23 protein-coding genes and 1 tRNA gene are annotated in these 25,020 nt (G+C 64.7%); 11 read left to right on the forward strand and 13 right to left on the reverse strand.

From position 1 onward, the window contains the following. Nucleotides 1-11 precede the first annotated feature (11 nt). From dmpG to CXR00_RS16365, 6 genes are all read right to left on the reverse strand, one after another. Nucleotides 12-1,037: a 4-hydroxy-2-oxovalerate aldolase gene (gene dmpG, locus CXR00_RS16340; RefSeq protein ID WP_104055820.1), complete on the reverse strand. Its 1,026-nt coding sequence runs from the start codon at nt 1,035-1,037 to the stop codon at nt 12-14. 9 nt (nt 1,038-1,046) lie between these two features. After that, a complete protein-coding gene (locus tag CXR00_RS16345; protein WP_104055822.1) occupies nt 1,047-2,009 on the reverse strand; it encodes an acetaldehyde dehydrogenase (acetylating) in 963 nt (320 codons plus the stop codon). A gap of 120 nt (nt 2,010-2,129) precedes the next feature. Beyond that, the gene (locus tag CXR00_RS16350) at nt 2,130-2,972 is read right to left on the reverse strand and encodes a 2-keto-4-pentenoate hydratase (protein ID WP_258060554.1); all 843 of its coding nucleotides are present in this window, start codon (nt 2,970-2,972) and stop codon (nt 2,130-2,132) included. Further along, nucleotides 2,969-3,910 carry a 3-carboxyethylcatechol 2,3-dioxygenase gene (locus tag CXR00_RS16355; RefSeq protein ID WP_104055824.1) on the reverse strand — a complete coding sequence of 314 codons (942 nt, stop codon included), beginning with the start codon at nt 3,908-3,910 and terminating at the stop codon, nt 2,969-2,971. The genes CXR00_RS16350 and CXR00_RS16355 overlap by 4 nt, the downstream gene beginning before the upstream one ends. A 90-nt stretch (nt 3,911-4,000) precedes the next feature. Beyond that, the gene (locus CXR00_RS16360) at nt 4,001-4,450 is read right to left on the reverse strand and encodes a PaaI family thioesterase (RefSeq protein WP_104055826.1); all 450 of its coding nucleotides are present in this window, start codon (nt 4,448-4,450) and stop codon (nt 4,001-4,003) included. A gap of 112 nt (nt 4,451-4,562) precedes the next feature. After that, a complete protein-coding gene (locus CXR00_RS16365; protein ID WP_104055828.1) occupies nt 4,563-5,942 on the reverse strand; it encodes an MFS transporter in 1,380 nt (459 codons plus the stop codon). A gap of 284 nt (nt 5,943-6,226) precedes the next feature. Here CXR00_RS16365 and CXR00_RS16370 point away from each other — a divergent pair, with 284 nt between their 5' ends. The 7 genes from CXR00_RS16370 (at nt 6,227) to CXR00_RS16400 (ending at nt 12,850) form a co-directional block, all read left to right on the forward strand. Further along, on the forward strand, nt 6,227-7,594 hold the full coding sequence (locus CXR00_RS16370; RefSeq protein WP_104055830.1) for an aromatic ring-hydroxylating dioxygenase subunit alpha: 1,368 nt from the start codon (nt 6,227-6,229) through the stop codon (nt 7,592-7,594). A 28-nt stretch (nt 7,595-7,622) separates the two neighbouring features. Next, nucleotides 7,623-7,973, forward strand: coding sequence for a bifunctional 3-phenylpropionate/cinnamic acid dioxygenase ferredoxin subunit (locus CXR00_RS16375; RefSeq protein WP_104055832.1), 351 nt, complete (start codon nt 7,623-7,625; stop codon nt 7,971-7,973). 69 nt (nt 7,974-8,042) lie between these two features. Further along, entirely contained in the window at nt 8,043-9,254 is a 1,212-nt protein-coding gene (locus CXR00_RS16380; RefSeq protein WP_104055834.1) for an NAD(P)/FAD-dependent oxidoreductase, read from the forward strand. Between the two features lie 28 nt (nt 9,255-9,282). After that, entirely contained in the window at nt 9,283-9,849 is a 567-nt protein-coding gene (locus tag CXR00_RS16385; RefSeq protein ID WP_237685784.1) for a 3-phenylpropionate/cinnamic acid dioxygenase subunit beta, read from the forward strand. Nucleotides 9,850-9,957: 108 nt separating this feature from the next. Continuing rightward, a complete protein-coding gene (locus CXR00_RS16390) occupies nt 9,958-10,809 on the forward strand; it encodes an SDR family NAD(P)-dependent oxidoreductase (RefSeq protein WP_104055835.1) in 852 nt (283 codons plus the stop codon). After that, nucleotides 10,806-12,386, forward strand: a complete 1,581-nt coding sequence (locus CXR00_RS16395; protein ID WP_104055837.1) for a long-chain fatty acid--CoA ligase — start codon at nt 10,806-10,808, stop codon at nt 12,384-12,386. Before CXR00_RS16390 ends, CXR00_RS16395 begins: the two co-directional genes overlap by 4 nt. Before the next feature lie 2 nt (nt 12,387-12,388). Then, on the forward strand, nt 12,389-12,850 hold the full coding sequence (locus tag CXR00_RS16400) for a hypothetical protein (protein WP_104055839.1): 462 nt from the start codon (nt 12,389-12,391) through the stop codon (nt 12,848-12,850). 71 nt (nt 12,851-12,921) lie between these two features. Here CXR00_RS16400 and CXR00_RS16405 read toward each other — a convergent pair whose 3' ends face one another. Further along, nucleotides 12,922-13,734: an IclR family transcriptional regulator gene (locus CXR00_RS16405; protein WP_104055840.1), complete on the reverse strand. Its 813-nt coding sequence runs from the start codon at nt 13,732-13,734 to the stop codon at nt 12,922-12,924. Nucleotides 13,735-13,885: 151 nt separating this feature from the next. On the opposite strand from CXR00_RS16405, the gene CXR00_RS16410 reads away from it, so the two are divergent. Continuing rightward, entirely contained in the window at nt 13,886-14,488 is a 603-nt protein-coding gene (locus CXR00_RS16410) for a helix-turn-helix domain-containing protein (RefSeq protein ID WP_104055842.1), read from the forward strand. 105 nt (nt 14,489-14,593) lie between these two features. On the opposite strand, the gene CXR00_RS16415 is transcribed toward CXR00_RS16410, so the two are convergent. Beyond that, nucleotides 14,594-14,669, reverse strand: a tRNA-Arg gene (locus CXR00_RS16415). Nucleotides 14,670-14,974: 305 nt separating this feature from the next. On the opposite strand from CXR00_RS16415, the gene CXR00_RS16420 reads away from it, so the two are divergent. Next, nucleotides 14,975-16,867 (forward strand): phosphoenolpyruvate carboxykinase (GTP), encoded by a 1,893-nt coding sequence (locus CXR00_RS16420; protein WP_104055844.1) that lies wholly within the window; start codon nt 14,975-14,977, stop codon nt 16,865-16,867. Between the two features lie 80 nt (nt 16,868-16,947). On the opposite strand, the gene CXR00_RS16425 is transcribed toward CXR00_RS16420, so the two are convergent. Both CXR00_RS16425 and CXR00_RS16430 read right to left on the reverse strand, forming a co-directional pair. After that, a complete protein-coding gene (locus tag CXR00_RS16425; protein WP_104055846.1) occupies nt 16,948-17,412 on the reverse strand; it encodes a hypothetical protein in 465 nt (154 codons plus the stop codon). Between the two features lie 5 nt (nt 17,413-17,417). After that, nucleotides 17,418-18,824: a phosphomannomutase/phosphoglucomutase gene (locus CXR00_RS16430; RefSeq protein WP_104055847.1), complete on the reverse strand. Its 1,407-nt coding sequence runs from the start codon at nt 18,822-18,824 to the stop codon at nt 17,418-17,420. Nucleotides 18,825-18,952: 128 nt separating this feature from the next. Here CXR00_RS16430 and CXR00_RS16435 point away from each other — a divergent pair, with 128 nt between their 5' ends. Then, on the forward strand, nt 18,953-21,190 hold the full coding sequence (locus tag CXR00_RS16435; RefSeq protein WP_104055849.1) for a RecQ family ATP-dependent DNA helicase: 2,238 nt from the start codon (nt 18,953-18,955) through the stop codon (nt 21,188-21,190). Here the strand turns inward: CXR00_RS16435 and CXR00_RS18760 are convergent. Further along, complete coding sequence (locus tag CXR00_RS18760; protein ID WP_207377505.1) at nt 21,135-22,169, reverse strand: FadR/GntR family transcriptional regulator; 1,035 nt, start codon at nt 22,167-22,169, stop codon at nt 21,135-21,137. The genes CXR00_RS16435 and CXR00_RS18760 overlap by 56 nt on opposite strands. Before the next feature lie 111 nt (nt 22,170-22,280). Beyond that, on the reverse strand, nt 22,281-23,105 hold the full coding sequence (locus tag CXR00_RS16445; RefSeq protein WP_104055959.1) for a crotonase/enoyl-CoA hydratase family protein: 825 nt from the start codon (nt 23,103-23,105) through the stop codon (nt 22,281-22,283). 87 nt (nt 23,106-23,192) lie between these two features. Between CXR00_RS16445 and CXR00_RS16450 the strand changes: the two genes are divergently transcribed. Next, nucleotides 23,193-23,903 (forward strand): hypothetical protein, encoded by a 711-nt coding sequence (locus CXR00_RS16450; RefSeq protein ID WP_104055851.1) that lies wholly within the window; start codon nt 23,193-23,195, stop codon nt 23,901-23,903. Nucleotides 23,904-23,936: 33 nt separating this feature from the next. Here the strand turns inward: CXR00_RS16450 and CXR00_RS16455 are convergent, their stop codons facing one another. Next, nucleotides 23,937-24,965 (reverse strand): aldo/keto reductase, encoded by a 1,029-nt coding sequence (locus CXR00_RS16455; RefSeq protein ID WP_104055853.1) that lies wholly within the window; start codon nt 24,963-24,965, stop codon nt 23,937-23,939. Nucleotides 24,966-25,020: the final 55 nt, after the last annotated feature.

Consider the following 25,020-nt stretch of genomic DNA (forward strand, 5'->3'; position numbering starts at 1 on the left):
TGCCTGGCTGCTTACTTGGCGCCGGCAAGCTGAACGGCGACATCCACGATCATGTCTTCCTGGCCGCCCACGTACCCCGCCTTGCCGATTTCCTCCAGGATCCGGTACGCCGGAACACCGTAGCGGTCAGCTGCGCGCTCGGCATGGATCAGGAAGGAGGAGTACACGCCGGCATAGCCCTGCATGATGGAGGCGCGGTCCATGACGGGCATACGGGTGATGAACGGCTTCACGACGTCCTCGGCCGCAGCCATCAGCGCCTGGGTGTCCACGCCGGTGGCGATGTCCAGGCGGTCGAACGCGGCTGCAAGGACCTCGGTGGGGGAGTTGCCGGCACCGGCGCCCAGAGCCACCAGGGTGCCGTCGATCTGCTTGGCTCCGGCACGCACGGCGAACACCGAGTTCGCCACGCCGAAGCTCATGTTCTGGTGGCCGTGGAAGCCAACCTGCGCGTCATCGCCCAGTTCGGACACGAGGGCTTCCACGCGGTCGGACACGTCCTCCAGGATCAAGGCACCCGCGGAGTCCACTACATAGACGCACTGGCAGCCGGCGTCGGCCATGATCCGTGCCTGCTTCGCCAGGTTCTCCGGGGTGGTGCGGTGCGAGAGCATCAGGAAGCCCACCGTTTCCATGCCCAGCTTGCGGGCGTGCTGGAAGTGCTGGATCGAGATGTCGGCCTCGGTGCAGTGGGTGGCAATGCGTGCCACTGATGCACCGGCGTCGTGGGCCTGGTTCAGGTCATGGATGGTGCCCAGCCCCGGCAGCATGAGGACGGCAATCCGGGCCCGCTTCGCCTCGTCCACTGCCGCTTTGATGAGCTCCAGTTCCGGTGTCAGGGAGAACCCGTAGTTGAAGGAGGAACCGCCCAGCCCGTCACCGTGGGTGACTTCAATGACGTCAACGCGGGCGTCATCCAGGGCCCGGACCACGTCGCGGACGTGGCGTTCGGTGAACTTGTGGCTCATGGCATGGGAGCCGTCGCGCAGGGTGGTGTCGGTGAGGCGGACGCTGAAGGGCGCAGTCGTGGTGCTCAAGGGATGCTCCTAGTTGCTCTGGGTGCCGGCGGCGGCCAGCTCGGCGGAACGCTCGTCCATGCGCTGTGCGAGCAGGTCGGCGGTACGGGTGGCGGCGGCGGTGATGATGTCCAGGTTCCCGGCGTATTCCGGCAGGTAGTCGGCGGCGCCGGCCACCTGGACCCAGATGCCTACGCGGCCGTTGCCGCCCCAGTCCTCGCGGGCGGCGTCGAACTGCGGAGCCACGCGCAGCTCATAGCCGGGCACGTAGTCGCGGATCCTGGCTGCGGCTTCCTCGATGGCTGCCCGGATGCGGTCCTGGGTTTCACCGGGCTCGGCGGCTTCTGCCGGGATGGAGCAGTAGATGGTGTTGCGCATCATCATGGGCGGTTCCACCGGGTTGATGATGATGATGGCCTTGCCGCGCTTGGCGCCGCCCACCGCTTCCAAGGCCTTCGCCGTGGTTTCGGTGAACTCGTCCACGTTGGCGCGGGTGCCCGGGCCGGCGGACTTCGAGGCGATGGAGGCGACGATTTCCGCGTACTCCACCGGAACAATCGAAGACACTGCGGCAACAATCGGCGTGGTGGCCTGGCCGGCGCAGGTAATCATGTTCACGTTCATGACGTCGGTCAGCGAATCCAGGTTCACCACCGGGGCCAGGTACGGCCCGACGGCGGCCGGGGTCAGGTCGATGGCGCGGATGCCGGCTGCCTCGTACTTCGGGGCGTTGGCTTCGTGGGCTTTGGCGGACGTGCACTCGAACACGAAGTCCGGCAGTTCGTCCTGGGCCAGGAGCCAGTCCACGCCCTCGGCGGATGTGGTCAGTCCCAGGCGGGCGGCACGGGCCAGGCCGTCGGAGGCCGGATCCACGCCGATCATGTACTTGACCTCGACGTTTTTGCTGCGGCGCATGATCTTGAACATGAGGTCGGTGCCGATATTGCCGGAGCCGACGATCGCGGCGGTCTTCTTCTTGGGCGTTTGTGTCACGGGAGCTGTTCCTTTGCGGAAGAGGGCGGCTGCTTCACAAGCAGCGGGGCCGGCGCGGAAGGGCGCCGGCAGCCCGAAATCAGATGAACGTTCTATGAAGCAGTGATCTGTAAAGCAGAGTCAGATAAACCGGATGGTGAGGGACCCCAGGTCCCCGAAGTGGGCCGTGGCTGATTCGCCGGCAACGACGGGAAGGGCCCGGGTGAAGGAACCGGGCAGGATCAGCTGTCCGGCTTCCAGTGCCACGCCCTGCTCGCCCAGGACGTTGGCCAGCCATGCCAGCGGGGCCACCGGGTCACCCATGACGGCGTCACCGGTTCCGGTTTCGCGGACCTCCCCGTCGATGAGCAGTGAGCAGGTGACCGAGGCCAGGTCCTCGACGGAGACGGGCAGGGCTGTGGTGCCCACCGCAATCGCGCCGCAGGAAGCGTTGTCCGCCACGGTGTCCAGGAGTTTGATGTCCCAGTCGGCAATCCGGGAGTCGATGATCTCGATGGCGGGGTAGACGGCGCCGATAGCGGCGCGGGCCTGCTCCAGGGTGACACCCGGACCCTGCAGGGTCTCCTGCAGCACAAACCCGAACTCGGGTTCCACCTTCGGCGAGATGAAGTCGCCGGCGGGCACGTCGTCGTCGTCGTGGTGCACCATGTCGGCGAAGAAATAGCCGAAGTCCGGCGAATCCACACCGAGCTGGCGCTGCATTGCCGGGGACGTCAGTCCCACTTTGCGTCCGGCCAGAATCCGGCCGCCGGCAAGGTGCCGCTCCAGCTGGCGGCTCTGGATCATGTAGGCGTCATCGAGCGTCAGGTCCAGCACCCGGTCCCGCAAAGGAGCCACGGGAACCAGCGTCCGGGTGGCTTCGAAAAGCTCATCGGCCAGACGGATCATTTGCTCGCTGCGGGTGGCATCAGCGGACGGGTTGGACGTCCAATCCGCTGCGCCGGCCTCTGCTGCCGCCGTCACGGGACCAGCACCGCCGTGGTGACACCGAAGCCGGCAATGTATTCCTTGATCGGCTTGTAGAACTCATAGGTCACTTCATACTCGCCGCAGGCCCGCAGCGCGGAGTAAGCGGCAACCCAGGTGCGCACCTCGTGGGAGGAATGGCCGGCGACGGCGTCCATTTCCGCGGGGATATAGGCGTCGAACCGGGAAACGTCGCCGGACCGGCAAACGTCCAGGAAGGCGCGGTCCCATTCCGGGTTGAGGTCCATGATGTCGGCCTCGCCGCGGGCAAAGGCCTTGGCGGTGTCGATGGTGCGCTGCTGGCGGGCGGCCCGGGCTTCAGGGGTGGGGTGGCGTCCGTCGGTGAGGAAAGCACGCTGCTCTTCGGTGGCCGTGGCGATCTGCGGAACGGGCGGATCATGGGACAGCCCGCCGGAACCAATGAACAGGACTTTCTTGTCGCTGTTCTTGAAGTAGTTGCCCACTGCGGTGCCGAACTCGCGGATCCGGCTCATCTTGGAGAAGGGCGGGGCCACCGAGTTGATGAAAACGGGAATGACAGGAACTTCGCTCAGGTCGCCGTAGATGATTTCCATGGGCTGGACGGCGCCATGATCGACTTCCATCTTCCGTGAAATAGCGGTCTCGATGTCCTGGTCGATGACATACTGCGCCAGCTCATGGGCGATGTCCGTCGGGACGTTCAGGGGACCGTCCCAGGAATCGTAGTCGCCGGTGCCGTGTGCTTCGTAGCCGATGCAGAAAGGCGGCATCAGATCGTAGAAAAAGCCGTTGTAGTGGTCCGGACCAAAGTTCACGATCAGGTCCGGCTTGAACTCGGCGGCGAACGCCCGTACCTGGTCGAAGGCCGCCTCAACGGCGGCTTTAACCTCGGCCGGCGGATCGGTGTGTTCGAGCAACGGGCTGTGTGACATGCACACGAGGGCCTGCTTCATGGCATTACTCCTTTGGATCGTCCTGCATTCATTGCACACCCGGCGGCGTGAGTCCTCCGCACGCCTGTTCCGTCCTGCGGTACGCGGGGCTTACTTGCCCAATGAGCGTTCCTTGAGCACATACGTAAACGTGGAGTGCACCAGGTCCTTGCCGGCTGCGTCACGAACCGTCACCTCGGCCACGGCCACGGATCCGCCGCCGCGCAGGATGCGGGCGGTGGCAACGGCGGGGGAGGCCTTTGAATTGGACATGAAGTTCAGGCTGGACTGAACGGCGAGCGGGAACTGGCCGGACCCGGCGTAGGCCTGCATGGCCAGCAGAGTTCCGGTGATGTCGGCAGCACCGAACAGCGCGGCCGCGGAGAACATTCCGTTGGCCTGGGCCAGAGGATCGGTCAGCGGCATGCTCATGCTGATCGATTCACCGTCAACGGCGTGCGGTTCCAGGCCGAGGGTGACAGCGATGTCGTCGAAACCGCGCGCGGCGGTGAACTTCTCCATAAAGGCGGTGAAGTCTTCGAGGGTAGCGGGCAGTGCCATGGGCGAATCCTTTGAACGTGTTGGGGGTCTGTATCTTCCTGCAACCCTAACGACGGCGGCACCCGGCTCTTGAAGCCGGGTGCCGCCAGGCAGAACAGGAGCAGGTGCCCGGTTATCCGACCGAAGCCAAATCGGCGTCGTCGCGGGCGGTCTGCTCGCGGGTCGACCTGCCGCGTGTTTCCTTGGAAAGGATCACTGACGCGGCGCCCACCGCAATGAGCGCGATGAAGTACCAGGCAATGTTGTCCGTGCCGCGGCCGTTGTCCAGATCGATCAGCCAGGTGGCCAGCAGCGGAGCCGTGCCGGCGCCCAGGACCGAACCCAGCTGGAAGGTCAGCGAAACGCCGGTGTAACGGTCCTGGGTGTCGAACTTCTCCGCCAGGAAGGCGCCGATCGGGCCGTACATCGAGGCCTGAATGATGGGGTTGCCCACCATGAATGCCAGCGCAATCAGCCAGAAGCTGCCCGAATTGAACATCGCAAACATGGGGAACACCAGTGCCACGGAGATTCCCGCTCCGGCGAGCATCACCGGGCGGCGGCCGAACTTGTCCGACAGCCAGGCAAAGAACGGAATCGCAAAAATGTGTACGAAGGAGGACGCCGTGAGCATCATCAGTGCCGTCTGCCGGTCCACGGCGCCGGTGCCGACTACGTAGGGGACCATGAAGACGGCGAGGAGCGCCTGCATGAAGAGCGGGCCGGCGGCAGCGAGAATGCCGTAGAGCGAGGACAGGGGGTACTTCTTCAGAACCCGCAGGATCGGCACGCCTGTGTGCACCGTTCCCGCCGCACGTGCCTCCACAAAGTCGGGGGACTCGGTGACGCGGTAGCGCAGGTAGAGGCCGATAATCACCAGGGCGGCGGAGAGGAGGAAGGGAATGCGCCAGCCCCAGCTGAGAAAGTCGTCCTCGGGCAGGCCCGCGAAAAGGCCAAGGATCAGCGTCGCCAGCACCGAGCCGGTGGGACCGCCGGTGACGGCGATGGACGCGGCAAAGCCGCGGTTCTTCTCCTTGACGTGTTCGGCGGCCATCAGTGTGGCACCGGCCCACTCGCCGCCGACGGCGAGGCCCTGGACCACGCGGAGGAAGACCAGGAGCAGCGGCGCGGCTACGCCGATGGCGGCATACGTGGGCATGAGCCCGATGGCGACGGACACCAGACCCATCATCATCAGGGTGATAAACAGCATGTTCTTGCGGCCGTACTTGTCACCGAAATGGCCGAAGAGCACGCCGCCGATGGGCCGTGAAATGTATCCGGCCAGCAGGATCACGAAGGACAGGATGGTGCCCAGCGTGGGATCCATGTCTGCCGAGAAGAACAACTTGGGAAAAACCAGGCCCGCGGCAGCGGCATAGAGAAGGAAGTCGTAGTACTCGACAGTCGAGCCCAGGAAGCTGGAGACGAGCGCGCGGCGAGAGTCCTTCCCGGTGGTGTGGTGTCCTGCCGCGGGCGGGGACGGAGGCAGGGCGGCGGATGGTGATGGCATGGGGTCTCCCGGAAGAAATGTGCAGATAACTCCTATGAGCCTGATGGGCGTGACGGGCATCACCCCAGTGACCGTGCCGCGGTGTGGAACACGCGACGGTGAGATTTCGCTCCTCCGGGACCCGGATTGCGCGGCCCCGCGGGGCCAGACCCCTATTTGACAAAGGTCTTTGTCCTAGTGTTCGGAACGCTGGTTGGTGTCCGGCCTGTAACCGGGGTGAGATGGAACCAACGCAATTGTGCCGACCGGCGCCTGCCGCCGACCCGTCAGAAGGAATGATCCACATGAGCACCGAGGACTCCTGCCCGTCGAAGGCCAATCCGGCCATTGGTCGGCTGCCGCGCCCGGCTTCCATGAACACCAATGTCGATGTGTCCACGCTGGTGGACACCGACGGCGGAATGATTGACCGTTCCATCTACACCGACCGGGGCATTTACGGCCAGGAAATGCGCCGCGTGTTTGCCCGCAGCTGGCTGTTCCTGGCCCATGAGAGCCAGTTCAAGAAGCCCGGCGACTTCTTCACCACGTTCATGGGCGAGGATCCGGTGATTGTCACCATGGACAAAACCAAGACCATCCGCGCCTACCTGAACTCCTGCCGGCACCGCGGAGTCCGCCTGTGCCGGGCCGATGCCGGCGCCACCAAGATGTTTACCTGCACGTACCACGGCTGGTCCTTTGACCTGGCCGGTGCCCTGCAGTCCGTGCCCAATGAGCAGGCCTACCCGGAGGATTTCGACCGGAAGGACTGGAGCCTCATCGACGTGCCCAGCCTGGCCACGTACAAGGGACTCATCTTCGGAAACTGGGACCCCAACGCCGAACCCCTCGAGGAGAGCCTGGGGGACATGCGGTATTACATGGACGCCATGCTGGACCGTGATCCCGAAGGCACGGAGGTCATGGGCGGGGTCATGAAGTGGGAGCTGGAGGGCAACTGGAAGCTCGCCGCTGAGCAGTTCGCCACGGACTGGTACCACGTGAACATGTCCCACGCTTCGGCGCTGATGGTCATGTCACCCACCGGGCGCGGCCCCAAAGCCGAAATCGCCGCCACCCCGGGCCGGCAGTTCGTGGCGCCCAACGGCCACGGTGCAGGGTTCCCCACCCATCCGAAATCCCGTTTCGACGCCGGCCCCGTCCACGAGTACTACGACTACCCGGCCCTGCGCGAGCGGCTGGGCGATGCCGCCGTGGAAGGTCCCATGACCACCGGGCACGCCACGGTGTTCCCGAACTTCTCCTACCTTCCGGTCAATGGATCCATCCGCGTCTGGCACCCCAAGGGACCGGACAAGATTGAGGTCTGGGCCTGGATCCTCGTGGACAAGTCCATGCCGGATGAGGTCAAGGACGCGCAGCGGCTGTACAACCTGCGCACCTTTGGGCCCTCGGGCATCTTCGAGGCCGACGACGGCGAGAACTGGTCCGAGGTCCAGGCCATCTCGCACGGTTTCGTGACCAACAGCGTGCCGCTGAACTTCCAGATGGGCATTGGCAGCGAACGGAACGACGGCGTGTACCCCGGCCAGACCTCCGAGCTGTACTCCGATGCCGCCGGGCGCTCGTTCTACAAGCACTGGGCCGGGCTGATGAATACGCCCGCCTGGCATGAGCAGGGCAAACAGAGCCAGCAGCCGGGGCAGTAACAGCCATTTTTGAGTTAGGACTTTTATCATGAGCGAAGCAATCAACCTGGGCAGCATCGACGACATCGACGAGGGCGAAGCGAAGGTGGTTTCCGGAGCCGAAAACGGCACCGGGGAGGACATCGCTGTTTTCCACGCCGAGGACGGCAATTTTTACGCCCTCGATGACAACTGCACCCACGAAACCGCGTCCCTGGCGGACGGCTGGATTGAGGGAACCGAGGTGGAATGCCCGGTGCACTCCGCGAAGTTCTGCCTGAAGTCCGGAACCGCGCTGTGCATGCCGGCGACGATTGCCGCGCGAACCCACAAAGTAGTTGTCGAAGACGGTGAGGTGCTGCTCTACCCGAACACCTCAGCAGTGCCGGCGTCTGCCTGACCACCCGCGCTACGGCCTGAACCGGCCACCGCTGCACCGAGCTGTACCGATCTGCAAGGAAGAACATTCATGGCGCTTGAATCAGTCATCGTCGTAGGCGGCGGGATGGCGGGCTTCACTACGGTCAAGGACCTGCGAGCCCGCGGTTTCGAAGGAACGCTGACGATCGTCGATCCGGAGGGGCTGCCGTACGACAGGCCTCCGCTCAGCAAGGATTACCTCCTCGGCACCCGTACCGGCGAGCAGATCCAGCTGGCGGACGCGGCCTGGTTCGAGGAACAGGACGTCCAGGTGATCACCGGCAAAGCCGTGGCCCTGCGCCCGGACGAGGGCATGGTGCTTCTGGAAAGCGGACGGGAGCTGTCCGCTGACAAGATTGTGCTGGCCACCGGCGGCGCGGCCCGGCGGCTGGCCATTCCCGGCGGCGACCTCGAGACGGTCCTTGAACTGCGCAACCGGGCGGATGCGGACAATTTGCGCAGCCTGCTGCGGCCCGGAGTGCACCTGGCCATCATCGGGGCCGGACTGATCGGCGCTGAAACGGCGTCATCGGCGCTGGCATTCGACGCCGAGGTGACACTGATCGATCCCGTGGAGCCGCCCCTGGTTCCCGCCGTCGGGCTTGCCCTTGCCGAGCGGCTGCATCACATGCACGGTGCCCGCGGCATCAAGGTGGTCACCGGCGTCCCGCTGGCCATCAGCGCCGGGGAAGCCGGACACCGCATCGAGATGGACAGCGGCGAAACGATCACCGCAGATCTGGTTCTGGTGGGGATCGGCATCGTGCCGGAAACCGCGCTGGCCGCGTCGGCCGGGCTGGAAATTGATAACGGGACGCTGGTCGACGACCACCAGCGCACCAGCCACCCCAACGTCTATGCGGTGGGCGACTCCTCACGCACCCGGCTGCCGGACGGTACGCTCCTGCGCCGGGCCGAGCACTGGGAACATGCCATGCACACCGGATCCACGGCTGCCGCGGCGCTGCTGGGGCAGGCCCTGCCCGTCCACGGCGCTTCCTGGTTCTGGTCCGACCGCCACGGCGTGCACGTTGAAGGCGCCGGATCAATGCTCGGTGACGGGACCATTGTGGTGCGCGAGAAAGACGGAGTCCCAGTGGCGAGCTTCCGGCTGGCCGACGACGGCACCATGGCCGGCTGCGCCGCCATCGACGGCGGATTGACCGTCCGCGCTGCCCGCCGCATCATCGACCGCGGCATCCGGGTTGATCCTGCCCTCCTCGCGGATCCTGCCGTCGACCTCAAAAAACTTGCCCGCTGATCCTTTTGACGAAACGTGAGCTGACACGATGACCGAGACCATGGCCCCGGCTGCGGGCACCGACATTCCACCGACGGACGGCCAGCTGGTCGACTCCGAGCTGGCGTACCGCGTCCAGCAGTTCTACTTCCGCGAAGCTGAGCTGCTCGACGACGGCCGCTTCGCGGACTGGCTGGAAGTGTTCGACGACGATCTGTTCTACTGGGCGCCGCTGCGGACCAACAGGCTGCGCCGCCAGGCCGCCCTCTCCGTGGGAGCCCAGGGGGAAGCCGCCTACTTCGACGAAACGAAGGAGTCGCTGGCCTGGCGAATCCGCCGCTACGACTCGGGGATGGCCTGGGCCGAAGACCCGCCCTCGCGCACCCGGCACCTGATTTCGAATGTCACCGTCCACCACCAATCGGACGGAACGCTCAGCGCCCGGTGCGCCTTCCTGGTGTACCGCAACCGGCTGCAGACGGAAACCGACATTTACGCCGGAGGACGCACCGACATCCTGCGGATCCAGCCCGACGGCGGCTTCAAGGTGGCGCGCCGGGAAATCATGTTCGACGCCAACGTGCTGCAGGCCAAAAACCTCAGCACGTTCTTCTAAGACACCCTACAGGCCCGGTGGCCAGCCAACTCCGGAAACATCTCTCCGGGGTCCTGTTCCGCTGCGCGTCAAACCAGCACCTTCCACATCTCAGTATGAGAGGTACACATGTTTGCAACACAGCAGGCCGGCTGGCTGCAGGGTGACGTAGCCCTGGTCACCGGCGGCGGCTCCGGAATCGGACAGGCGGTGGCCGAGCGCTATCTTGCCGAAGGGGCCTCCGTTGCCATCTTTGGGCGCGACGCCGACAAACTGAAATCGGTGGTGGAAGCATCCTCCGCTCCTGAACGGATGCTCGCCCTTCCCGGCGATGTGCGCAGCAGCGAAGATCTGCAGGACGCCGTCGCACAGACGGTGGCCCGGTTCGGAAAACTGGACATCCTGGTGCCCAACGCCGGGATCTGGGACTACAACCGGTCCATCACGCGCCTGAACGGGCAGCAGCTCACAGACACGTTCAACGAACTGTTTTCCATCAATGTCCTGGGATACCTGCTGACCGTGCAGGCTGCGTGGCAGGAACTGGTCAAGACCCGCGGGAACGTGGTCATGACGCTGTCCAATGCCTCCTTCCACACCGCCGGCGGCGGACCCGTCTACACAGCGTCCAAATTTGCCGGCCGGGGACTCGTCAACCAGCTGGCCTACGAACTGGCCCCGAAGGTCCGCGTCAACGGTGTGGCCGTGGGCGCCATGAACACCGATCTCCGCGGCCCGGCCTCCATTGGACTGAATGAACGGACCATTTCCGACTCGTTCGCCCGGTCGGAGATCACCGGCAACAACCCGCTGATACCCCTGCATGACGCCTCCGTGGAGCCGCAGGACTTCACCGGCTCCTACGTGCTGCTGGCATCACGCCAAAACGCCGGCAACATCACCGGCGCCATTGTTCCCGTTGACGGCGGCATCGCCGTGCGCGGGTTCGGAGACCGCGCAGCGGGAGGCGACCAGCTGTGAGCCAGGACATCAACCTCAATCCGGTAACGGCAGTGCACCGCGTTGCCGCTTATGCCCCGGACTCGACGGCCCTGGTCTACGAGGACCGGGAGATCAGTTATTCGTCACTGCTGGCGGAAGCCGGGCAGCTTGCTGCCGCCCTGCGTGACAGGGGGGTGGCCGAGGGGGACCGGGTCGCTTACCTGGGACTCAACAGCCGAACCTTCGTCAGCACCATGCTGGCCGCCTGGTGGGTCGGCGGAGTTTTTGAACCGTTCAATTTCCGGCTCGCTCCGCGTGAAGTGAGTGTTCTGATCCAGCGTTCCACCCCGAAGGTGCTCATTGTTGAGCCGTGCCATCAGGACGTCGTGGAAATCCTGTCCGGATACGACGGTTTCCAGGCCGACGATCTGGCACTGGTGCTGGTGGACAACGATCCGGCTGTTCCCCCGGCGCCCGAATTCTCACCGATCTGGACCCTGCTGAGCGATTTCCTTGGCACCGGGGAAGGACCTGCCCCGGAGGTTACCCCGCGGGTGCAGGAAGATCTGGCTATCCTGATGTTCACCTCAGGCACCACCGGCGTGCCCAAGGGTGTGCAGCTGTCTTTCGGAAACCTGTGGTGGAACTCCGTCAATGTCGATTCGCTGGTGGATACCCGCCGCGGGGACGTCAATCTGGCCGTCGCCCCGCTGTTCCACATTGGCGGGCTGAACGCCCTCACCCTCCGCGTCCTGGCGCGGGGAGGAACCACGGTAATCCGCCGGACCTTCGATCCCCGGCAAACGCTGCGGGACATCGAGCAGCACGGTGTTGCACAGGCGTTCCTGGTACCTGCACAGCTTTCAGCCATGCAGCAGGCGGAGAACTTCGAAGAAGCCGATATTTCAAGCCTGAGAGCCCTCATCTGTGCGGGGGCGCCGGTTCCGCCGGTGCTGCTGAAGCAGTATGAAGGCAAGGGGGTCCGTGTCCAGCAGGCCTGGGGGCTCACGGAAACAGCGCCGTTCGCCACGTATCTCCCGGCGGAATTGACCTACGCCAAAGCCGGATCCTGCGGCATCCCCATGCCGTACACCGAAGTGCGGATTGTCGATCCCACCACCGGCAGCGACGTTGCGGAGCGCGGCAGCACCGGTGAGATGTGGGTGAAGGGGCCAAACGTCACGCCGGGATACTGGAATGACGGTCCTGCCACGGAAGCGGCCTTCAACGACGGATGGTTCCGCAGCGGAGATATCGGATACCAGGACGAAGACGGCTTCTTTTACATTGTCGACCGGCTCAAGGACATGATCGTGACCGGCGGAGAGAACGTCTATCCCGCCGAGGTGGAGCGCGCCCTCATGGAGTTTCCAGGTGTCCTGGATGTCGCCGTCGTCGGCGTCGAAGACAGCAAATGGGGAGAATCCGTTGTTGCCGTCATGAGCTGCGTGGACGGAATTGTTCCGGACATCGAAGAGGTGCGTGCGTTCACCGGAACGTATTTGGCCCGCTATAAACTGCCCAAAAAGCTGGTGCTGACGGGTTCCGTTCCCCGTAACGGTGCAGGAAAACTGAACAAGATAGCCATCCGCGAGATGGCATCGGAGGAGAACTGACGATGTCTGCCGACGAAGTTGACCTTTTGAAGTGGCCTGCCGGCCTGCCTGCGACCTGGGCTGCCGTCCCGGTCCAGCCTGCAGGGGGTTTTGCCGAAGCCTTTGCCGTCACGGAGGCCGGGGAGCCCCGCGGTGTGGTGCTCGTTGACTTCGTGGTCCGCGGAGAGCTTGATGCAGCCTATCCCGCGTCGGTGCGCGACCGTGTTCTGCAGCCTTCGGCAGACGCCGCCGCGGAAGCCCTGCAGCTCGTCTCGGAACAGGTGATGGCAGCAGATCCGCAGTGCCGCCGCCTGGTCATCGCCACCGCAGAAGGCGATGTGGCGGAGATTGCCCGCGCGGAACGGGCCGGGTACCGCTACGTTGTGGACGTGGATTTGCCGGACCGGTCGGTGTCGCTGTTGGCCGCTGAACCGGCCTGGGTGCTGGAAGAATCCCGTCGGATCGACGACGTCCCCACCCGCTGACACGGCCGCCGTCGTGCTGGCCGTGTCAGCAGATGCGCCTAGGGCGCCAGGTGCGCCGCGCGCCTGGCGCCCTAGGCGCTTTGGGCGAGCTGGCGGCGCGTCTGGTGCTGTTGGCCGCTGACCGCGGCCACGGCGCGCGACGCCGCGTAGCAAACCTTGCGCAGTGATGTTGCCTGGGACTCCGGCACAAACTTGCCCACCGGCCCGGAGACGGAGAGCGCGGCCACCGGGCGCCCATTGGTCCCGAAGACAGGAGCTGCGATGCAGTTGAGGCCGGTGAGGATCTCCTCGCGGTCATAGGCAAGGTTGGTGCGCCGCACCTCCAGCAGCTCGGTCCGGAGCCGGGCCGGGCTGGTGATGGTGGACGGAGTCCAGCTGAGCATTCCCGATGCCATGGCCTGCTCGGCGGCGTCGGGGTTGTAGGCCAGCAGGACCTTTCCCACTGCCGTGCAGTAGCCGGGAGCGCGTCCGCCGATGCGGGAGGGGCTGCGGACCTGAAGATGGCCGTACAACTTGTTCAGGTAAACAACGTCGGTTCCCTGCAGGACCGCCAGATGCACCGTCTGCTTGCTCAGTACGTAGAGATCCGCCAGGAAGGGCGTCAAGGCATCCCGCATCCTGCCCTGCAGGGCGTCCTCCTGCGTGGCGCCCAGATCCTGGATCATCTTCCCCAGCCGGTAATTGTTGCCTGCGCGCTCCACCGCCCCGTTTTCCTGCAGTGTGGCCAAAAGCCGGAAGGCAGTGGATTTGGACAGCGAGGACCGGCGTGCCAGTTCGCTGACTCCAACGCCGATATACGCGTCGTCGCCGAAGGCACTGAGCAGTGACATGGCTTTGTCGACGGCCGTCCGCGAATCTCGGGCAGGTGGAATGCTGCGGGTCATCGGTTCCTCCGACGCTGGAAGTGGTTGTTGAACCGTGTGGACAGGGACAACGTGCCGGTCTGTGGAACAACGGGCAATATCAGTGTTGCCCGCCACAGATAGGTGTGTCAAACATGACAAATTGTCACTTATATGTGACAGACTGGCCGCCATGCAGACCAACGAGCTGGTATCCCGGAATATTCGGCGCTTCAGGCTCGAGCGTGACCTCTCCCTCGGCGAGCTGGCTGCCCGGGCGGGGCTCTCCAAGCAGACACTGTCCAAGGTCGAAGCCGGAGTGGGCAACCCTACGGTGGAAACCCTTGAACGCATCGGCCAGGGCCTGGGAGTGGGCATGCTGAGGCTCCTCACCGAGTGGGGGACACAGGTGCATCTGTCGCCGGCGGCCGGAGCATCCTGGCGTGCGGCGCAGGCAGGGCAGGCCCGGCACCTGGACCGTGTCTACGGGTCCGGATACGTACGGACCCAGCTTCTGCGTATTGAAGAAGGAACCGAACGGCGCGTGGTTGAACCTGGCGGGACGGGAACACTTCATCAGTTGTACGTCATCAGCGGAGTCCTGGAGGCGGGTCCGGAAGCGGACCTGCGGATCCTTGGTGCCGGAGATTTCCTGCGTTTCCCCGGAGACGTCCGGCACGGGTACCGCGCCGTGGACGGCCCGTCGGTTTCCCATCTGACCACGACGGCACCATCCGTTCCGCAGTTTGCCCGTCAGGATATTGAGCGTGCCGAAGGGCTGCGGGCCGGCCCGTAACCTTCTCGAGGCAGCTGCTTGCAAAAGAGCCTCACGGTAGGGAATTCCGGGCAGCAAAAAACCCGGCCTCACCAGTATTTCTTCTGGTTAGACCGGGTTTTTCAGTGGTGCGCGCGAAGGGATTCGAACCCCCAACCTTCTGATCCGTAGTCAGATGCTCTATCCGTTGAGCTACGCACGCATCTGGATTTTCTTCATTTTCCGGCCGGTGAGGCCTTCCTTCAAAGTTTCTCCGTGGCTGTTTTGCCGTAAATAACTATAGCCCAGATTTACGGGTGCGCCTAATCGGGGGTGCTCGGCGTAAAGTTACTAGACCGGTCTATATGACCTTCGTCACATCAGGGTATGTTTAGTGCCGGAAGTTCCCTGAAATCTAGCTGAACCTCCGGCGCCGCTGGATATAGGTATTACCTTAGGTGCCGTGGCCCACGGCACACCGACAACTAGCATCAAAACCACACCACTGGCCCAACGAAGGGAAGAGTCATGGGCGATGACGCGCGTCAGCTAGTTCTCAATGAGAGCGGCGACAACGCTGCTCCTAGCCATTTGGACAGCAACACACCGGGGGCCTCCGAGGATGCCCCCACCACCCACCAGGCTCTCCTTGCGTGGGTTCAGCAAGTGGCCGAGCTGACGCAGCCTGATCGCGTTTATTGGGTGGATGGTTCCGAGGCGGAAAACAAGCGCCTCACCGACGAGCTGGTGGATGCAGGAACCCTGGTCCGGCTCAACCCGGAGACGTTCCCTAATTCCTTTGCCGCTTTTTCGGATCCGAAGGACGTGGCACGCGTCGAGGAGCAGACATTCATCTGCTCCGAGAAGAAGGAAGATGCCGGCTTCACGAATAACTGGATGGACCCGTCCGAAATGCGGGCCAAGCTCAACGGGCTTTTCTCCGGTTCCATGCGCGGCCGCACCATGTACGTCATTCCCTTCGTCATGGGTCACCTTGAAGCCGAGGACCCCAAGTTCGGCGTCGAAATCACTGACAGCGCCTACGTGGTTGCCTCGATGCGGATCATGGCCCGCATTGGCACCGACGTGCTGCGGAAGATGGAAGAGCTGGACGCATTTTTCGTGCCTGCCCTGCACTCCGTCGGAGCACCGCTGGCCGAGGGCGAGCAGGACGTCGCCTGGCCCTGCAGCGATGACAAGTGGATTGTGCACTTCCCCGAAGACCGCTCCATCTGGTCCTACGGCTCCGGCTACGGCGGCAACGCCCTTCTGGGCAAGAAGTGCTACGCCCTGCGCATCGCCTCCATCATGGCCCGCGATGAAGGATGGCTTGCCGAGCACATGCTCATCCTGAAGCTCACCAGCCCGGCAAAGAAGGACTACTTCGTGGCGGCGGCTTTCCCGTCCGCCTGCGGCAAGACGAACCTTGCCCTGCTGGATCCCACGATTGAGGGCTGGAAGGTCGAGACCCTCGGTGACGACATCACCTGGATGCGCTTCGGCCACAACGGCGAACTGCGCGCCACCAACCCGGAGGCCGGCCTGTTCGGTGTCGCACCGGGCACCGGATGGAGCACCAACCCCAACGCCATGCGGGCGATCGCCAAGGGCAACTCCATCTTCACCAACGTGGCCCTGACCGACGACGGCGGTGTCTGGTGGGAGGGCATGACCGACGATGCTCCGGCGCACCTGACGGACTGGCTCGGCAACGAATGGACGCCGGAGGCCGGCCGTCCCGCAGCCCATCCGAATTCCCGTTTCTGCACGCCGATCGACCAGATCGACATGCTTGCGGAGGAATACCACTCTCCCGACGGCGTTCCGGTGTCGGCCATCCTCTTCGGCGGACGGCGCAAGACCACGGTTCCCCTGGTGACCCAGTCCCGCGACTGGACCAACGGTATCTTCATGGGTTCCACGCTGTCCTCCGAAACCACGGCTGCCGCCGCCGGCCAGGTGGGCGTAGTGCGCCGCGACCCGATGGCCATGCTGCCGTTCATGGGCTACGACGCCGGTGACTACCTGCGGCACTGGATCACGCTCAGCGGCAAGGCCAACCAGGAGACGCTGCCCAAGATCTTCCTGGTGAACTGGTTCCGCCGCACGGCCGACGGCGGATTCGCCTGGCCCGGGTTCGGTGACAACTCGCGCGTGCTGAAGTGGGTTATCGAGCGGATCGAAGGAACCGCCGACGCAGTGGAAACCCCGATCGGCTTTGTGCCCACCGGAGAGTCCCTGGACCTCACCGGCATGGACATGACGGCGGCCGACGTCGAGGCTGCCGTGCATGTTGACCCGGAGGAATGGAAGAAGGAGCTGGCGGGCATCGAAGAATGGTACGCCCGCTTTGGTGAATCCCTTCCCGAGGACCTCGTTGCCGAGCTGCAGACGCTCAAGGAGCGCTTCGCGGCCGCCTAATCCGGCAGGCAGACAAAAGGCCGGCGGTACTGCGCAGATGCGCGGTACCGCCGGCCTTTTGCATGGGCGGGGGGAAGCCTTTAGGCCTCGCTGGACTCTTCCGTGCCCCAGACCAGCCGGTCGCCGGACTCCCACTGCGGTTCATTGAAGGTCCACTCGCCGTCGGTCTCGGAGTAGGTCTGGATCGCGGAGATGCAGACACCCTCGGAGTGCTCGGCCACCACATGGATGGCGTCGGTGGATTCATCCGGCAGGTGGATGTCGGAGAACACAGCTGCAGCCCGGTTGTCGCCCTTCTGCTCCGTGAGGACCTGGTAGATGTCATCGATCATGGCATCGGCGTCGAGGTCCTCGTCGCTTTCCTCCGGAGCAACGGCAATCATCCGCAGCTCGCCGTCGTTCTGGACCACCAGGGCGGCGGGCAGGAAGGCGCCCTGTGCCTCCAGCTGCTCCTGGGCAACGCCCAGAGCGGTGCCCAGCAGCGAATTCAGGTCCTCCTGGACCTCGGCGGAGGGCTCGGAGCCGTTCAGTTCAACATCAGCCATTGGTTTTAGTTCCTAACTAGTTCAAGTACGCGGTCGCGGACCCGCACCATGGTGGGAAGGTCTTCGGCCTCGGCGTTCAGCCGGAGGAAGGGTTCGGTGTTCGACGCGCGGAGGTTAAACCACCACTGTCCGTCATCGGCGGTGAAAGTCAATCCATCGAGCGTATCCACGGTGACGCCGTCGCGGTCAAATTCTGCCCGGACGCGGGCCACGGCCGCGGGAACGTCGGAGAGCTCGGAATTGATCTCGCCGGAGGCAAAGTAGGGCTCGTACTCACGGGCCAGGTCAGAGAGCGGCAGCGTCTGCTCACCCAGTGCTGCAAGCACGTGCATGGCCGCGAGCATGCCGGTGTCGGCGTTGTAGAAGTCGCGGAAGTAGTAGTGGGCGGAGTGCTCACCGCCGAAGACGGCGCCTTCCTCGGCCATCAAAGCCTTGATGAAGGAGTGGCCCACGCGCGTGCGGACGGCGCGGCCGCCGTCGGCCTCCACCAGTTCGGGAACGGCGCGGGAGGTGATGAGGTTGTGGATGATGACCGGCGTCGTTTCTCCGGCGGCCTTGGCGCGTGCGATTTCGCGGCGGGCCACCAGCGCGGTGATGGCCGAAGGGCTGACCGGGTCGCCCTTCTCGTCGATCACGAAGCAGCGGTCTGCGTCGCCGTCGAAGGCCAGACCCAGGTCCGCGCCATGCTCAACGACGGCAGCCTGCAGATCCACCAGGTTCGCCGGCTCCAGCGGGTTGGCCGGATGATTCGGGAAGGAACCGTCCAGCTCGAAATAGAGGTCCACGATTTCCAGCGGAAGCCCGGCCAGCAGCGTGTCGCCCAGAACGGCCGGTGTGGTGAGGCCGGCCATGCCGTTGCCGGCATCCACGACCACTTTCAGGGGCCGGATGGCGGTCAGATCCACCAGGGACCGCAGATATTCGGAATAATCGCGCAGGATGTCGCGGACACTGATTTGGCCCGGCTTTGCGACGGCGGGGATGCTGCCCTCGTTCAGATACTGCTCAGCCTTGGCCTGGATCTCGTAGAGGCCCGTCTCGGAGGAGATGGGAACAGCTCCGGCCTTGGCCATCTTGATGCCGTTGTACTGCGCCGGGTTGTGGCTGGCCGTGAACGTGGCACCGGCCGCGTTGAGGGCGCCGCAGGCGTAGTAGAGCTCATCGGTGGAGATGAGGTCCAGCAGGAGGACGTGGGCGCCGCGCATGGTGGCGCCGGCAGCGAAGTCCTTGATGAACTCAGGAGAGGAGGGGCGCATGTCCCCGCCCACCAGAACGGTCTGACCGGCAAGATCAAGCACGTCCACAAATGCGGCACCTACGGCTTTGACGATCTGCGGGGTGATGGTCTCGCCTACGACGCCGCGGACGTCGTAGGCCTTAAAGGACGCGGAAAGATCGAATGCACTAGTCACCCGGACAGTCTATAGGCCAGTCCCGCAGGTGCGGTTTCTTGGAGGTGCCTCTGTCCATAACCATTCCCGTCCACAGGGGTTCTCCGGGCTGGAGGAAACAGTCAGCGCCAACTGGGATAGTGGAAGGTATGGATATCCGGCAAGGCACCACCCACCAGGAAACCACCCACCAGGAAACCGCACACCAGGACTCGAACTCCGGTTATGGGGTTGCGCCTGATGCACGGGGCGGTACGGCCGGCGCAGGGTCCCCGGAGGCAAGCGCCGGTCTGCGGGCTGAAGCCGTGGGCTTGCTCCGCGCCCTGGTGGGAAATGACTCAGCTGACTTCCATGAGGGACAGTATGAAGCCATCGAAGCGCTGGTTTCCGGCGGACGCCGCGCCCTCGTGGTTCAGCGCACGGGCTGGGGGAAGTCGGCCGTCTACTTCGTTGCGAGCCTGCTGCTGCGTGCCCGCGGTGCCGGTCCCACACTGATCGTCTCGCCGCTGCTGGCGCTGATGCGGGACCAGGTGGCTGCCGCTGCCCGGGCCGGCGTGCGTGCTGTGGCGATCAACTCGGCTAATCAGCTGGAGTGGCAGGAGATTTCCGCCAAACTTCAGGGCGATGAAGTAGACGTCCTCCTTGTATCGCCCGAACGCCTGAACAACCCGGGGTTCCGCGAAACCCATCTGCCGGAACTGATTCGCCGCTCCGGACTGCTCGTGATCGATGAAGCGCACTGCATCTCTGACTGGGGCCATGACTTCCGTCCGGACTATCGGCGCATCCGCAGCCTGATCGAGCAGCTGCCCGCCTCGGTTCCGGTGCTGGCCACCACCGCCACCGCCAATTCCCGGGTTGTGAAGGACATCGAGGAACAGCTGGCTTCCGGCGGTGAAGACGTTTTCACTATCCGCGGTGCACTGGCCCGGCAGTCCCTCCGTCTGGGGGTGCTGCGGCTGCCCACTGCCAAGGCGCGGCTGGGGTGGCTCCTGACCCACCTCGACGAGCTGCCCGGGTCCGGCATTATCTATGCGCTCACGGTCTCCGCGGCGGAGGACACCGCCCGGCTGCTGCAAAAAGCCGGGCATCCCGTCCTGGCTTACACCGGACGCACCGATCCGGCGGACCGGGAGCAGGCCGAGGCCGCGCTGAAGAACAACGAGGTCAAGGCACTGGTGGCCACGAGTGCCCTGGGCATGGGATTCGATAAGCCGGACCTGGGGTTTGTGGTTCACCTCGGCGCTCCGTCCTCGCCGGTGGCCTATTACCAGCAGGTGGGACGTGCCGGCCGCGGAACTCCGAGCGCCGACGTACTGCTGCTTCCGGGGGCCGAGGACAAAGACATCTGGGAGTACTTCGCCACTTCATCCATGCCGGCGGAAGGCCCGGCCAATGCGGTGCTGGCGGAGCTCGCATCCGGGGCCGTGATGTCCACCGGAGCGCTGGAAACACGGGTGAACCTGAAGCGCTCGCCGCTGGAACTGCTGCTGAAGGTCCTTGCGGTGGACGGTGCGGTGGAACGTGTCTCCGGCGGCTGGCGGGGCACCGGGGAACCGTGGAGCTATGACCGGGAGCGGTATGAGCGGATTTCCGCAGCCCGCGTCCGGGAACAGCAGGCCATGCTGGATTATGAGAGCACCACCGGCTGCCGCATGGAGTTTCTGTCCGTCCAGCTCGATGATCCGGCAGCCGCTCCGTGCGGCCGGTGTGACAACTGCGCCGGACGCTGGTTCTCCTCAGAGGTGGCGGCGGAAGCCACCGACAGTGCGGGGCAGGCACTGAGCCGGGTGGGCGTGGACGTGGATCCGCGCGGTATGTATCCCTCGGGCATGGACCGGCTGGGCGTCCCGGTGAAGGGAAAGATCAAGCCCGATCTGGCGCTGTCCACCGGCCGGGCGTTGGCCCGCCTGACCGATCTTGGCTGGGGCGGTCGGCTGCGGGAGATTTTCGGCCCGGAAGCAGCGGACACCACCGTGGATGATGCCCTTTTGAAGGGCTGTGTGCAGGTGCTGGCGCAGTGGGGCTGGGAACAGCGGCCGGTAGCCGTGGTCAGCATTCCGTCCCGCTCCCGGCCGCAAGTGGTCGGATCCCTGGCACACGGCATCTCAAGCCTGGGACGGATCCCGTACCTGGGTGCCCTGCAGCTGCCGCATGGCGGCCCCACCGGAGGGTCCGGCGGGAACAGCGCCTTTCGCCTGGCGTCCGTCTGGGATCAGTTTGCGGTTCCTGAAGAGGGAGCAGCCTGGTTTGCGGCCAACCCCGGTCCGGTTTTGCTGGTGGATGACTTCGCTGACAGCCGATGGACGCTGACCGAAGCCGGTCGGGTGCTCAGGCAGGCCGGCGCGGCTTCCGTGCTGCCTTTTGTCCTGGCGTTGAAGGCATAGCGAACAACTCGTACACGGCAGGATCGGGTGCGATGCGGGCGATTTGCGGTGCCGGAGTCCGGGCCTGGCGCGTTGCAGGAAGCCGGGGTGCAGCAGGAACCTGGAGGGTAGCTGTTTTCTTCGGCGCCCTCCCCGGTGCTTTCTTAAGGGTTTCCTTCGGCCCTTTGGCGGCGGGCGGCGCTTCGGCCATGGGCGGTGCGGCGGGCTCCGGCGCCGGGGTCGGAGCCAGAGCCCGCCTGGGAAGGGCAGGGGCAACGGAACTGGACGGCGTAGCCGGACCGGAAGAGGTAACAGTGCGGGGTGGTTCTGCCGGAGGGCGGCGGAGCCAGCGCTCGGCGGATGAGACATGGACGGTCATGAGGGAGCGGGCGAGCTCGGCATCGCCCACGGTCAGGGCTTCGAGGATGGCCGCATGTTCCCCAAGAACAGCCTCTGCCGCTCCGGCCTCGGTAATCCGCTGCCAGGTCCGCAGCCGCAAAGCGCTGCCGGTCAGCGAGTCCAGCAGCCCGGCCAGATAGGGATTGCCGGAGGCACGTGCAATAAGGGAGTGGAACGTGAAATCGTGGGAGGCCAGATCGGCGGCTGACGCCTCCGGCGGAACGGACTCCAGACACTTGTGCAGTGCCGCCACGGAACGGGAATCGATTCGTCCGGCAGCGTGGGCGGCAGCTCCGGGTTCAAGGATGCGCCTCACCTCCAGCAGCTCAGCGGCAGAACTCTCCTGATGGATTTCCACCATGAAGCCCATGGTTTCCGTCAGGAGTCCGGGTTCCAAACTCGTCACGTATGTGCCGTCCCCGCGCCGCACATCCAGCACACGGATCAATTCCAGCGCCTTTACGGCTTCTCGAAGCGAACTGCGTGACAGGCCGAGCTGATCGCTCAGCTCGTTCTCCGGCGGAAGCCGGTCACCAGCCTTGAGCTGCCCACTGATGAGCATCTCCTTGATCTTGGTAATCGCTTCATCGGTAACAGCCACTCGACTATCTTAAGGGGCTGCTGCGCGGCAGCCGGCCCGTCGGAGAAGAGCGAACCGGTCCTTGACGGCGCCGCCTGCTTGTACACCCGGCGGAGGGCAGGGCGGGAAACCTCAGTTGCCGGTGAAAACGGCCGGACGGCGTTCAGCGAAGGCAGTTGCCGCTTCATTGAAGTCGCGGCTGGCCAGGAAGGCCGAATTCCATACCTGAACGTAGTCCAGCCCGGACTGGACGGACGCTTCACGGCCGTGGTTCATCACCTGCTTCACGCCCTGCACCACCAGCGGAGGATTCGCGGCAACCAGGGCGGCCAGTTCGCGTCCGCGGCCAACGACGTCGTCCGCCAGTTCCGTGACCAGGCCCAGACGGTGGGCGCGGCCGGCGTCGAAATCTTCACCGGTGAGGGCGAGGTGGCGGGTTGGTCCTTCGCCGATGATGCCGGGAAGCCGCTGGAGGGATCCCAGGTCCGCAACAATGGCAACCTTCACCTCCCGGACGCTGAACTTGGCGGCCGGGGACGCAATGCGGATGTCGGTGGCGGCAATGACATCAATCGCACCACCGATGCACCAGCCGTCCACGGCTGAGATGACAGGCTTCGCGCAGCGGGCCAGGGAATTAACCGACTCCTGCAGGTCCCTGATGCTGCGCCGGAAGCCTTCCCGCCGGCGAGCGTCCATCCCGTCGGCGGAGAGCAGGGGAGCAAAGACCGGAGCCATGGCCGGCAGATCCAGCCCGTAGCTGAAGTTTCCGCCGGAGCCGTACAACAGCACGGAGCGCACGCTCTCGTCAGCGCTCAAGGCATCAAAGACTTCGGGGAGTTCCCGCCAAAAATCAGGGCCCATCGCGTTTCCCTTGGACGGACCGATGAGCTCAACTTCGGCTACTCCGTCAGCAATGCGCACGCTGAGCGAACGCAGGGAAGTGGTCAGGCTCATGGCATCTCCAATGATCAGCGGGCAGGGCTGCACGTCAATATACCGGGAGGAAGGTGCCTGTACCGCGGGCAAAGCTAGGATCGGTATATGGAGTTCCTGGTGATTGTTCTTTTTGTCGTAGCCATTGTTGCGGTCAACTTCGTGATCAGCCGCGCCCAGCGGCGGAAGAAGCAGGCCGACGGCGAATCCCCGGCGGGTGGAGAAAGCCGGCAATCATCGGCAGCCAAGCCGCAGCGGGCGACGGGGAACGGCGCGTCAGCAGCAAAGGCCGGGGGCAGGACCACCTCCAAACGGCCGGCCAAGGCTGCTCCGGGGACGCCGCGGACGTCCGTTGAAGCTGCGCGGGAGGCCAATGCGCGCCTGGACGCGACTGCGCACCAGCAGGTGTATGCAGCGATTGCCCAGGGGCATCCCATTAAAGCCGTGCAGCTCTACGCGAAGTTCACCGGCGTCGGCGTTCGCGCGGCAGGCGCCGCGGTGGAGAACCTCGCAATGCATCCGCAGCCCTTTGTGCCCCAGCAGCCGCAGCGTCCTGCCTCGGACGCTCCCGCCGGTGCTGCAGACAACGCGCCGGTCTCTCCGAAAACCGGGGACGCCGCGGGTTCATCGGTCTCCGGCGGGACGGCAAAAGATCAGAATGCGGCCCCGGAGGACACGAATCCGTTGGGCACGGCCCCGGAGGGACCGGCCGCTTCCGCGGACAAGTCCCGACAGGGTCCGGCAGCCAAACCAGCCACCACACCTGAAGAAGACGAAATCAGCAAGTGGGTCAAGAATCTTCGCCCGGAGGACTTTTAACCGGCTTCCGGGGGTGTCCTGCCAAACCGCCGGTTACGCCGGGTGCAGCTGCCGGGAACGTTGGTTGCGGCCGTCCGCCCCGTAGGGATAGTTGCCAACGGCCGGCCGGCTCAGATCGGCAAGCTGTTTTTCCTCGGCGGCAGTGAGCGCGAGGTTAGCGGCACCCAGATTGTCAGTGAGCTGCTCCACCGTGCGGGCGCCGAGGATCACCGAGGTGACACCGGGCTGGGCCGCAAGCCAGGCCAGGGCTACTTGGGCAGAGCTGGCGTGATGCGCATCAGCGATGGCCTTCAAGGCGTCAATGATCTGCCAGGTGTGTTCGTTGTTGCTGCGCAAATCCCAGCCTTGGAACTGCCGGGCGGGATTGTCTCCCACCCGTGTTTTGCCCGCCGGAACTGATTCCCTGCGGTACTTGCCCGTGAGCCATCCGCCCGCAAGGGGTGACCAGGGCAGCAGGCCCAGTCCGGCGTCGAGCGCTGCCGGCACTACTTCGGACTCAATTTCGCGTTCCAGCAGGTTGTACTGCGGCTGCACGGTCACCGGTTCATTCCAGCCGCGCATCCGGGCGGTGTACACGGCTTTGGTCAGCTGCCAGCCGGTGAAGTTGGAGAGACCGTAGTAGCTGATCTTTCCGGCAGTGACGGCGTCCTGAAGGAAGCCAAGGGTCTCTTCCAATGGGGTGAGGGGATCCCATGAGTGCAGCTGGTACAGGTCAATGTGGTCCACGCCCAGCCGTTTCAGCGACGCGTCCAGTGCCTGGCGCAGATGCCTGCGCGAAGTACCCAGATCATTCGGACCGGCGCCCATGGGGAACCGGCCCTTGGTGGCCAGCACCAGGTTCCTTGCCGCTTCCGGACGGGCCTGCAGCCAGTGGCCAATAATTTCCTCCGAGGCCCCGTCGGTGTAGACATCCGCGGTATCGATGAAGTTGCCGCCGGCTTCGACGTAGGTATTCAAGAGCGCATGGGAGACGTGCTGATCCGATTCGTTGCCGAACGTCATGGTGCCGAGGGCGTAGGCGCTGACAACGGTGCCGCTGCGGCCAAGGAGGCGCATTTCCATGGAGGGGTCCTTTGCTCGATTCCGTCGGACTGACAGCATATGCGTGGTAGGGCTG

This window comes from Arthrobacter sp. 9E16 (assembly GCF_002929435.1).
Taxonomy (GTDB): Bacteria; Actinomycetota; Actinomycetes; order Actinomycetales; family Micrococcaceae; genus Arthrobacter_B; species Arthrobacter_B sunyaminii.